Annotated in this window: 11 protein-coding genes and 1 pseudogene; 5 read left to right on the top strand and 7 right to left on the bottom strand. The window is 59.1% G+C overall.

Going from position 1 to position 9963, the window contains the following annotated elements; all coding sequences use genetic code 11:
• The 4 genes and pseudogenes from ACIQ47_RS06045 to ACIQ47_RS06030 form a co-directional block, all read left to right on the top strand.
• Window positions 1–216: pseudogene (locus ACIQ47_RS06045) on the top strand (hypothetical protein); the annotation flags it as partial.
• A gap of 33 nt (window positions 217–249) precedes the next feature.
• Window positions 250–846, top strand: coding sequence for a DUF3833 domain-containing protein (locus tag ACIQ47_RS06040; RefSeq protein WP_396437289.1), 597 nt, complete (start codon window positions 250–252; stop codon window positions 844–846).
• Window positions 847–968: 122 nt separating this feature from the next.
• On the top strand, window positions 969–1739 hold the full coding sequence (locus ACIQ47_RS06035) for an SDR family NAD(P)-dependent oxidoreductase (protein WP_396437290.1): 771 nt from the start codon (window positions 969–971) through the stop codon (window positions 1737–1739).
• A gap of 20 nt (window positions 1740–1759) precedes the next feature.
• Window positions 1760–2194 (top strand): nuclear transport factor 2 family protein, encoded by a 435-nt coding sequence (locus ACIQ47_RS06030; protein WP_396437288.1) that lies wholly within the window; start codon window positions 1760–1762, stop codon window positions 2192–2194.
• A gap of 23 nt (window positions 2195–2217) precedes the next feature.
• Here ACIQ47_RS06030 and ACIQ47_RS06025 read toward each other — a convergent pair whose 3' ends face one another.
• The 7 genes from ACIQ47_RS06025 to ACIQ47_RS05995 all read right to left on the bottom strand — a co-directional run bounded on the left by ACIQ47_RS06025 (window position 2218) and on the right by ACIQ47_RS05995 (window position 8968).
• Complete coding sequence (locus ACIQ47_RS06025; protein ID WP_396437287.1) at window positions 2218–2907, bottom strand: molybdate ABC transporter substrate-binding protein; 690 nt, start codon at window positions 2905–2907, stop codon at window positions 2218–2220.
• A gap of 43 nt (window positions 2908–2950) precedes the next feature.
• On the bottom strand, window positions 2951–3922 hold the full coding sequence (locus ACIQ47_RS06020; protein ID WP_396437286.1) for a tripartite tricarboxylate transporter substrate binding protein: 972 nt from the start codon (window positions 3920–3922) through the stop codon (window positions 2951–2953).
• Window positions 3923–4031: 109 nt separating this feature from the next.
• A complete protein-coding gene (locus ACIQ47_RS06015; protein ID WP_396437285.1) occupies window positions 4032–5000 on the bottom strand; it encodes a Bug family tripartite tricarboxylate transporter substrate binding protein in 969 nt (322 codons plus the stop codon).
• Window positions 5001–5003: 3 nt separating this feature from the next.
• Window positions 5004–5918 (bottom strand): alpha/beta hydrolase, encoded by a 915-nt coding sequence (locus ACIQ47_RS06010; protein ID WP_396437284.1) that lies wholly within the window; start codon window positions 5916–5918, stop codon window positions 5004–5006.
• Window positions 5919–6071: 153 nt separating this feature from the next.
• Complete coding sequence (locus tag ACIQ47_RS06005) at window positions 6072–6965, bottom strand: alpha/beta hydrolase (RefSeq protein ID WP_396437283.1); 894 nt, start codon at window positions 6963–6965, stop codon at window positions 6072–6074.
• Window positions 6966–7056: 91 nt separating this feature from the next.
• Window positions 7057–8037, bottom strand: a complete 981-nt coding sequence (locus tag ACIQ47_RS06000; RefSeq protein ID WP_396437282.1) for a Bug family tripartite tricarboxylate transporter substrate binding protein — start codon at window positions 8035–8037, stop codon at window positions 7057–7059.
• A gap of 58 nt (window positions 8038–8095) precedes the next feature.
• Complete coding sequence (locus ACIQ47_RS05995) at window positions 8096–8968, bottom strand: fumarylacetoacetate hydrolase family protein (protein ID WP_396437281.1); 873 nt, start codon at window positions 8966–8968, stop codon at window positions 8096–8098.
• Between the two features lie 292 nt (window positions 8969–9260).
• Here ACIQ47_RS05995 and ACIQ47_RS05990 point away from each other — a divergent pair, with 292 nt between their 5' ends.
• Window positions 9261–9947: a FadR/GntR family transcriptional regulator gene (locus tag ACIQ47_RS05990; protein ID WP_396437280.1), complete on the top strand. Its 687-nt coding sequence runs from the start codon at window positions 9261–9263 to the stop codon at window positions 9945–9947.
• Window positions 9948–9963 lie beyond the last annotated feature (16 nt).

Below are 9963 nucleotides of genomic sequence, written 5' to 3'. Positions count from 1 at the left end.
TCTTTGCCATTGCTCGGCTTGTGGGGTTATGCCCCGGGCCAGCAGGGTGCCGATGCCGTGCTGGCGCTGGGCCTGGCTTATGGCCTGCTGCCTTGTGTGCTCAAGCTTCTGGCCGGACTGGCTTTGTTCACGGGCCTGATGCGTCGACCCGATTTGATGTCGGGGCCTGACGCGGCCCATCCCTCGACCCCCTCGTCGGCCCGCCCTGGCGCGTGAAGCCGCTTTGAACCCTCTCTACGAAAGCAATCCATGCGCACACCAGCCAACGCCATGATCCACCGCCGCACGGCGCTCACCCGCTTGGGTGCTTTGTCCATGGTGGCGGCCACGCCTTTTGTGGCCAGCTGCGCCGGGCCGCAGGTGCAAAACTATGCGCAAGAAAAACCATTGCTGGATTTGCGCACCTACTTCACCGGCACCATCGACGCGTGGGGCGTGTTCACCGACCGCAGCGGTCAGGTGGTCAAACGCTTCACCGTGGTGATGGACTGCAGCTGGAACGGCGACGAGGGCGTGTTGGACGAGGCCTTTGTGTACTCGGACGGCACCAAGCAGCGCCGCATCTGGAGGCTCAAGGCCGGGCCCAACGGCAGCTACACCGGCCGCGCCGACGACGTGGTGGGAGAGGCCACGGGCCAGGTCAGCGGCAATGCGTTTCGCTGGGGCTACACCCTGGCTTTGCCCGTCGATGGCCGGGTGTGGAACGTGGACTTTGACGATTGGATGTTCTTGATGGATGACCGTGTCATGCTCAACAAAGCCACCATGAGCAAATGGGGTGTGAAGCTGGGCGAAGTCACCTTGTCCTTCACGCGCCGCACGCCTTTGGCGGCCAAGTCGGGTTGATATTCATGAACTCCCATTCCTCTGGCGTGGCAGACATGCCCACGGAAGTGGCCGACATGGCCATCCCCAAAGCAGGCCCACAAACTGCGGCACCCGCACCACAGCCGCAAGCCCGAAATTGGCTGCAGCTCAACACCCCCCTGACCCATTGGCAAGGTCGTCGGGTCTGGCTGGTGGGCGCATCCACCGGCATTGGCCTGGCCTGCGCGCAGGCGCTGCGCGCGGCTGGGGCCCAGGTGGTGGTGTCGGCTCGCAACCCGCAAGGCGTGCAGGACTGGGCCGCGAAAGATGCGGGGGTGCAGTGGTGCGCACTGGACGTGAGCGATGTGCCCCAAGTGCAGGCCACGGCCAGCGCCCTGCTGGCCGAAGGCCCGCTCGACATGGTGGTCTATGCGGCGGGTTACTACCGCGCCCAACGCGCCACGGCCATGGACATCGACGACTTGTTGCAACACGACAAGGTCAATTACCAGGGCGCTTTGCAGGTGATTCATGCGGTGCTGCCGGGCATGCTCGCCCGGCGCAGCGGACACATCAGCCTGCTCAGCAGCGTGGCGGGTTGGCGCGGCCTGCCCAATGGCCTGGCTTATGGCCCGACCAAGGCCGCCCTTACCCACTTGGCCGAGACGCTCTACATGGACTTGCAAGACCAAGGCATTGGCGTGAGCGTGGTCAACCCCGGGTTTGTCGCCACGCCGCTCACGGCGCAAAACCAGTTCACCATGCCTGCCCTCATCAGCCCCGAAGAAGCCGCACGTCAAATGCTCAAGGGTTGGGCCCAAGGCCAGTTCGACATCCATTTCCCCAAACGCTTCACCCTTTGGCTGAAACTGCTGCGCTTGCTGCCCTACCGACTTTATTTCCCGTTGGTGCGCAAGTTCACTGGGCTTTGAGCCCGAATGGAAAGCCACACATGAACAGCCGACAAGTCACCGAAAACCTGGCCACTTTTTTTGAAACCCTGTCGCCGCAAAGCGTGGCGCAGTTGCACACGGTTTATGACGCGAAAGCCCGCTTCAAAGACCCCTTTAACGAGGTGCAGGGTTTAGCAGAGATTGAACGGATTTTTCAGCACATGTACGTGGCGTTGGACCAGCCGCACTTTGTCGTGACCGGCCAGGTGGTGGATGGCCCGCAAGCCTTCTTGACCTGGGAATTTCGCTTTCGGTTCAAGCGTTTTGATACCACCACCTTGCAAGCCGTGCGCGGAGCCAGCCATGTGGTTTTCAACGAGCAGGGTTTGGTGACCCTGCACCGCGATTATTGGGATGCGGCCGAAGAGCTCTACGAGAAACTGCCATTGGTGGGCGGCGTGATGCGTTGGCTCAAAAAACGCGCCAACACCTGAAGCCTTGCAAAGGCTGGGCGACCTCAGAACTCAAAGCCACCTTGCCTGCGCACCGCCTCTGAAGCGGGACCACTCAACAGGTCGGCCAAGAGCTGAGCCTGTTGCAGGTTTTGCGTGTGGGTGCAAATGCCCAGCGTGTAGTTGGTGTTCAACTCGAATTCAGCAGGCAGCACCGCGACCAAGTCCACACCTTGGGTGTAATTGATCTCGGTGATTTGTGTGCAGCCGATCAGTGAGCTCTCGTTGCTCAGCGCCATCGCGCCCATGGCTGTGGCACCGTTCGGGAAGATGCGGAATTTGCTGCGCAGGCTTTCATCGAGCCCGAGTGCTTTGAGCACGTTCATGAAGTGGATGCCGGCTGTGGCTTTGTCCGGGTCTGGAAAGTAAATGCCCTTGGCAGCGCTCATGGCCGCATGCAGTTCGGCGCGGGTTTGCACCCGGGGGTGCGGCGTGCCGCTGCGCACGGCCACGCCGGTTTTGACCAATCCCAGCGATCGCGCACTGCCCGCTACCACATGCCCTGAAGCGATCAACTGCTCGATCAGGGGTTTCGTGAGAATCACCACATCGCAGGGCGCACCGCTCACCAATTTGTCGCGCATCATGCCCACCGCGCTGAAGGTGCCGTCGATGCGGCTGCCGGTGGCTTGTTCAAATTCGGCCTGGATGCCTTTGACCACGGCTGCGGCTGCGCCGCCACTCAATACATGCATGTTGTGCTTTCCATCAAGGGGCAAAAGTGGCCGTTGAAACGCTTCAGTCTGGCTTGGCGCCCGAAACTTTAACGATGTTGGCCCACTTGGCGATGTCGGCGTTCAGGTACTGGTCAAACTCGGGCACGCTCATCGACATGGGCACCGCCCCTTGCTTGGCCCAGGCGGCTTTGACTTCGGGGTTGTTCACGATTTTGCGCACTTCGGCGTTGAGTTTGTTCACCACATCGGCCGGGGTGCCCTTGGGGGCCATCAGGCCCAACCAGATGCTGGCTTCAAACCGGGGCACACCGGACTCGTGGACGGTCGCCAAATCCGGCAGGTTGTTTGAGCGGGTCAAGCCGGTGCTGGCCAGCGCCCGGACCTTGCCATCGCGTGACAAAGTCGCCATGGTTGTCTCGGCATCGAACATCACGTCCACCTGTCCGCCCACGATGTCGGTGCGTGCACCGGAGCTGCCTTTGTAGGGCACATGGGTCATGTCGATGCCCGCCATGAATTTGAACAGCTCGCCCGCCATGTGGTACGGCGTGCCGTTGCCCGATGAGGCGTAATTGATCTTGCCGGGCTTGGATTTGGCCAACGCCACCAGCTCACCCACTGTTTTGACAGGCACAGAAGGGTGTGCCACCAGCAAGAGCGCTGAATAATTGATCGGCGCAATGCCCACAAAGTCACGCATCAAGGCAAACGGCTTGGTCGGGATCAAGGACTCGTTGACGGTGTGCGTGTTGGACATCATGAGCAGCGTGTAGCCATCGGCCGCTGACTTGGCCACCAAATCGGTGCCGATGATGGAGCCTGCGCCCGGTTTGTTGTCGATCACAAAGGTCTGCTTGAGCTCGTCGCCCAAGCGTTGCGCCATGAAGCGGGCGTAGTTGTCGGCGGGGCCGCCGGCTGCAAAAGGCACCACGATTTTCACGGGGCGGTTGGGGTAGCTTTGGGCTTGGGCCAGGCCAGCCGTCAAGGCCAGCGTGCATGTCACCAGTTTGAGTGTGGGGCTGAGTTTCAACATGGGGTATCTCCAAAGGGTTTTAAATGTGAACTAACGGGTAGCCACCCGTGTGGGGCGGACTGTATAAGGTGGTGTGTTTGAAGTTGTTGAAGCGCTTGATTCAAGTAACTCATTCGATCTTGATGCCCGCTTCTTTCACCACTTTGCCCCATTTGTCGAGTTCGGAGACCATCAATTGGGACATGGCTGCGGGCGTGGACAGGCTGACTTCTACGCCTGCGTCGTACATGGCTTTTTGGGTTTCGGGTGTGTTCATGATTTTGGCCACGTCGCTGTTCAGACGGTTGACGATGTGGGCCGGTGTGCCAGCTGGGGCCAAAAGGGCCAGCCAAATCGTGGCATCATAACCGGGCACGCCCGCTTCTTGCATGGTGGGCACATTGGGCAGTTGCGGAATCCGTTTGGCACTCGTGACGGCCAAGGCGTTGAGTCGACCGTTGGGCACTTGGGCCAGTGCATTGGGCACGCCTGCAAAACTGCTCTCCACCACACCAGCGACCAAGTCCGTGGCCGCCAAGCTGCTGCTGCGGTAGGGCACATGCTTGAGTTGTGTCTGGGTCATGGATGCAAATAAACCGCCAATCAAGTGTTGTGCACTGCCGTTGCCTGAAGACGCGTAATGGATGTTGTTGGGTTGCGACTTGGCCAGCGCTATGAACTCCTGCACGTTTTTGGCAGGCACTTTGGGGTTCGTCAACAACACATAAGGCGAATCCACCAGCTTGGTGACAGGCGTGAAGGATTTGATCGGGTCGTAGGGGACGGTTTTGTATATCCAGGGGCTGATCACATGGGTGGACGAAACGATCAACAGGGTGTGACCGTCCGGTGCCGACTTGGCGACTTGGTCGGAGCCGATCATGGAGCCCGCGCCGGGCTTGTTCTCAATCACCACAGGCTGACCGAGGGTCTCGCCCAGCTTGACACCCAAAATGCGCGCCACCACATCGGTGAAGCCGCCGGGCCCAAAGGGCACCACGATCTTGACGGGTTTTGTGGGGTAGGTTTGGGCCAGCGCAGCGCCAGCTGGTAAGGTCAACAAGGCTGCAGTGCAAACGGTGCTCAATAGCTTTTTCATGATTTAACCTTTGTAGGTGGGTTCGGGTTGAGAAAAGAAGCTGTGCAAAATTTGGTAAACCATAAAGTAATTTTTTTGCTGAAAGCTGGCATGCGAGATGCCTTGCATGATGCTGAATTGCTTGCTGGTGCAGGGCAGTAACTTGAAGAAGTTGATCAGGTCGTCCAGGCTGGCAATACCGTCGTACTCGCCTCGCATGATCAGTGTGGCTGACTTGACTTGAGTGGGGTCCACCAGCGGTAATTTGGAGCACATATCGACATATGTGCCCGTGGGCATGGCCGAGTCAAGTGTCAGGATGGCATCGGCAAAAGCGTCTTTGGTGGCTTCGTCGGCGCACGCTGCGTGGTCACGGTTGAAAATGCTGTGCACAAAGGCGCGGTCAATGGGCCGGCTGTTTTTGGCCAAAAATTCGGGCAATTTTTTGGCACGTTCGGCCAGGGTTGGGCTGCCTTCGCCTGTCCAGACAAAGGCATCGAGTGCAAGTTTGGCCACGCGCTCGGGGTGGCGTTGGGCAAACAAAGCCGCCTTTAAGGCGCCAGAAGAAATCCCGTAGACCAGCAGCTGTTGTACGCCGGTAGTTTTCAGGATGTACTCGCTGCCTGCAGCCAAATCATCGGCTCCGTTGCTGATGTCGAAGTTGATGGGCCTGTGTTTGTCAGAGCGACCATAGCCTTCGTTGTCCATGCACCAGGTGTCAAAGCCGCGTTCGGCAAACCAGTCCATCACCGACGAATGCGGCCTGCCGGGAACGTGCAAATCAAATGTGGGTTGAGAGGCCATGGACGAGCCATGGACAAACAAGATGGTGCCCGCAGGAGGGACTTTGGGTGATGCGGGTTTGTTCCACAAAAAGAGACGGATGTCTTCTTTGTGGGTCCAGTGTTCTTGGCCGCCAGACCATTGAACTTTTGTCATGTTGTTCCTTTCCTGTATGTGATCCGGTGGATCCGATTGGGCCTCTTGTTGGGCCATCTTTTTGCTGTCTTTTTGGGTCCCTAAGCCCTGCTGCACTCAGCGGTACAACAGGGTGTAACTGACGCGTTGTGTGCGTCTTGGTTCAAAACAAGCTCAGATAGGGGCTTTGAGGAAGTTTTCCAATGCAAAGTGGAATTTGTTGCGTACCACGCCCATCATCGGGTTGTGTGCAATGCCCGACAGCACCACAAACTGCTTGTCTTTGGTGGGCAATCGGGTGAAAAAATCCAGCAAATCGGGTTCGGCGGCAATGCCGTCAAACTCGCCCCTGATTACCAAAGTGGGGCAGGGAATCGCTTCGGGCTTGGCCAAAGGCAAGTTGGCGCACATGTCCACATAAGTGCCTGTCGGCACTTCGCTGACCAAGGGCAATTCGGCCGCTGCAATGGCTTTGGGCACGATGTCCTCGCTGGAGCCGGGTTTGTCGCGGTTGAACATGCCTTCATAAAAAGCCAAGTCCACCTTGCGGCGGGGGCTGGTGCTGTATTCGGGGAGTTTTTTGCGGCGCTGCTCCAGCGTAGGTGAGCCCTCTCCGGTGTAAACCAGTGCCGACAAACCCAGGCGTGATACGGTTTGGGGGTGGGCTTCTGTGTAGAGGCACGCGCGCAGTGCACCCGACGAAGAACCAAAAATGTTGATCTTCTCTACGCCAGTCTCTTGCAAGATAAAGGGAACGACCGCCGCCAAATCTTTGGCGCCTGTGCGCACATCGCTGTTGCCACGCCCCGACCAGCTGGATCGACCGTAACCTTCGTGGTCCACGGTCCAAACGTCGTAGCCGCGCGCGGCAAAGTAATCCATCACCGAATAGTCTTGGCCTCCGGGAACTTGCAGGTCGTAGGTGTTGCGGCCCGACACGGTTGAGCCGTGGACCAGCAGCAGCACCGGTTTGGCGGCTTCGCCTGCCGCAGGTGCTGTGGCTCGCTTGCGATAAACATACAGGCGAACGTCTTCACGATTGACAAAATACTCATGGTTCCAGGTCATGTTTTTTCTTTTTATTGATGCTTTGCAAATGGCTGTGGATCGTGGTTGTCCATAAGAGGTGAAGGTTGGTGACGCCACATGATGCAGCCGCTCAATCGACCTTGCCAATGCGCTTGACCAAGGCGCTCATTTCCTTGCCGTCGGCCTGCACAAAGCGCTCGAACTCGGGCGCATCTTGGTACATGAACGAGGTGCCAGCAGAAGTCAGTGCGGCCACTGCGCGCGCATCTTGTGCCGCAAAGCGGGCCGCTTGTCGCAAAGCGTCCACCACAGCGGCAGGGGTGTCTGCCGGAACAAACATGCCCGCCCATTGCGAATATTGGATCGGCACCCCCAACTCCTTGAAGCTGGGGACCTCGGGCATGCTGGCCAGGCGTCCATCGCCCCAGTGGGCCAAGGCGCGCAAGCGGCCCGAAGCGATGTGTTGTTTCACGCTGGCAGGGCCAGTGGACAGTGCTTCAATTTGCCCGCCCAGCAAAGACAAGACAGCTGGGCCTGCACCGGTGTAGGGCACGTGCAGCATGAAGGTCGAGGTGGCAGCCTTGAGCTGCTCCATGGGCACATGCATGGTGCCGTAATTGCCAGACGAGCCGAAGCTGATGCGACCGGGATTGGTCTTGGCGTAAGCGATGAAGTCGGCGTAGGTTTTCCAGGGGCTATCAGCACGCACCACCAGCACCGTGGGATCGGCCGTGAAACGGGCCACGGGTTTGAGCTGGTTCGTTTCGTACAGAGGGGCACGCTTGAGGATTTTGTCGGCTTCTGGCAAGACCACCAAGGAGGACAAGGACATCAGCACCGTGTAGCCGTCGCCCTTGGATTTGGCAACTTGCGCCATACCGATGCCGCCACCTGCGCCGCCTTTGTTTTCCACCACGATGCTTTGCTTGAGGTGCCGAGACATGGCTTCGGCCACGGGACGCCCCACCGTGTCGGCCACCCCACCAGGTGGAAAGGGCACCACCATGGTGATGGGTTTGCTGGGGTAGGCTTGAGCCAAAGCCGCTTGGCTGAAGCCGGCCAAGGCCAGCGGGATAATCAGTGCAGCGCAGATGAGGGGGCGTCGGTTCATGTGAAGTCTCCTTGTGGTGGGGTACTGCCAAAGCCAGCCTTTGGCCATTCGAATGGGCTCAAACGAAACGGTTTTCGATGTGGCCCACGCCGTCGATTTCGACCCGGATTACATCGCCCTTGGCGATGTAGCGCGGCGGATTCAGGCCCATGCCCACACCGGCTGGAGTGCCTGTGGCGATGATGTCGCCCGGGTAGAGGGTGATGCCGCGTGAGATGGTTTCGATCAGCGAGGGGATGTCGAAAATCATGTTCTCGGTGGGGCCATCCTGGCGCAACTCGCCATTGACCCAGCAGCGCACCCGGGTGTTGCGTCCGTCGATTTCGTCGGCGGTCACGATCCACGGGCCCATGGGGCAAAAGGTGTCAAACGACTTGCCCATGTCCCACTGTTGGTGGCGCATCTGCACGTCGCGAGCGGTCACATCGTTGACCACGGTGTAGCCAAACACATGCTTCATGGCATCGGCCTGGCGGATGTTCTTGCCGCCCTGACCGATGATCACGGCCAGCTCGGCTTCGTAGTCGATCTGGTCGGACACGGCTGCGCCGGGCAACACCACATCGTCGGTCGGCCCCACCACGCATTCGGGCACTTTGGTGAACACGATGGGCCAAGCCTTGGTGTCGGTGTTGCTGTCCTTGAACACGGACGCCTGCAATTCTTTGGCGTGCGCATGGTAGTTGCGGCCCACGCACCAGACGTTGCGGCGAGGCACGGGCAGGGGCGACTCGAGTTTGACCGAGGACATGGCCAGCGCTGCACCCGCCAGGGCAGGCAGAGGCTGTCCGGCAACCAGGGCCTCAATGATGGGCTGCGCCCCATGTTGGGCTTGTGACTCGCTCAGGGTAAAAGGCGTGACCTGCAGGCCGTCGGCCGAGACTTGGCCGACATGGCGTTTTCCGTGGTGAGCAAATGTGGCGATGCGCAAAATTCTTCTCCTGGGGCAGGTGACCAGTTTGGGCTTGTTCAAAAAAAAAGGTTGCAGTGCAACCAATGCAAACCATCATACGGAGTCAGGCTGCCGGGTCAAGACCCGCACCGAACAATTTGAATGAGGGTTTTTACGGGGTTATGTCGGTCTTGCATCCGCGTTTTTTACCGAACACATGACATTTTTGGGGGTTATGCCTTTTGCACGACGGTGCCAGGCGGGTGCTGCCCAAGGCTGTCAACGTGGGGTTAAATTGGTATGATTTGGTTTTTTACCAACTTCCCACACCGTGGACTCCTCTTACCTCTTTCGCGCCACCTTGCTTGACCAGTTGCACAGCGGTCAGTGGCAGGCGGGTGAGCGCTTGCCGACCGAGCGCGAGTTTGGAGAGCAGTACCAGATCAGCCGCAGCACGGTGCGCAAGGTGTTAGCCGACATGAAGGCCCAAGGACTGATTGCCCAGACCGTGGGCAGTGGCACTTATGTCACCGACAAGGCGGTGGTCGCTGTCAGTTCGAAAAAGACCATGCCGGTTAATGCGCCCGATGCCGCTTGGCACACCAGTCCGGCCGAACTCATGGAGGCGCGCATGGCCCTGGAACCCGCCATCATCGAGATGGTGATTGGCAACGCCACACTGGCTGATTTTGAGCAAATGGACCACTGCTGCACACGCGCCGAAGCGGCGACCAGTGTCGAAGAATTCGAGGTCTGGGATGGCATGTTTCACGAAATCATTGCCCGTGCCGCACACAATGCCTTTGTGGCCCGATTGTTCAAGCTCATGAACCAGGCCCGAGCCCAAGGGGAGTGGGGCATGCTGAAAAAACGCAGCCTCACGCCTGAGCGGCGGTTGACTTACCAGTCAGAACACCGCGCTTTGCTGCAGGCCATCAAAGCCCGCGATCCGGTGCTGGCCAAGGCCTTGGCCACAGAACACCTGGTTCATGTGTGGCGCAATTTGTTGAACTACTGAATGGCCCCCTTTGGGC

It is taken from the genome of Limnohabitans sp. (genome assembly GCF_044373035.1).
Classification (GTDB): domain Bacteria; phylum Pseudomonadota; class Gammaproteobacteria; order Burkholderiales; family Burkholderiaceae_C; genus Limnohabitans_A.
The sequence above is the reverse complement of the archived record's forward strand: the minus strand, read 5'-3'. Positions and strand labels throughout refer to the sequence as shown.

What these genes read in the sequence shown, in the direction of transcription:
- ACIQ47_RS06040 (WP_396437289.1), top strand. Translation starts at nt 250, where the DNA reads ATGCGCACACCAGCCAACGCCATGATCCACCGCCGCACGGCGCTCACC.
- ACIQ47_RS06030 (WP_396437288.1), top strand. Translation starts at nt 1,760, where the DNA reads ATGAACAGCCGACAAGTCACCGAAAACCTGGCCACTTTTTTTGAAACC.
- ACIQ47_RS06025 (WP_396437287.1), bottom strand. Translation starts at nt 2,907, where the DNA reads ATGCATGTATTGAGTGGCGGCGCAGCCGCAGCCGTGGTCAAAGGCATC.
- ACIQ47_RS06020 (WP_396437286.1), bottom strand. Translation starts at nt 3,922, where the DNA reads ATGTTGAAACTCAGCCCCACACTCAAACTGGTGACATGCACGCTGGCC.
- ACIQ47_RS06015 (WP_396437285.1), bottom strand. Translation starts at nt 5,000, where the DNA reads ATGAAAAAGCTATTGAGCACCGTTTGCACTGCAGCCTTGTTGACCTTA.
- ACIQ47_RS06010 (WP_396437284.1), bottom strand. Translation starts at nt 5,918, where the DNA reads ATGACAAAAGTTCAATGGTCTGGCGGCCAAGAACACTGGACCCACAAA.
- ACIQ47_RS06005 (WP_396437283.1), bottom strand. Translation starts at nt 6,965, where the DNA reads ATGACCTGGAACCATGAGTATTTTGTCAATCGTGAAGACGTTCGCCTG.
- ACIQ47_RS06000 (WP_396437282.1), bottom strand. Translation starts at nt 8,037, where the DNA reads ATGAACCGACGCCCCCTCATCTGCGCTGCACTGATTATCCCGCTGGCC.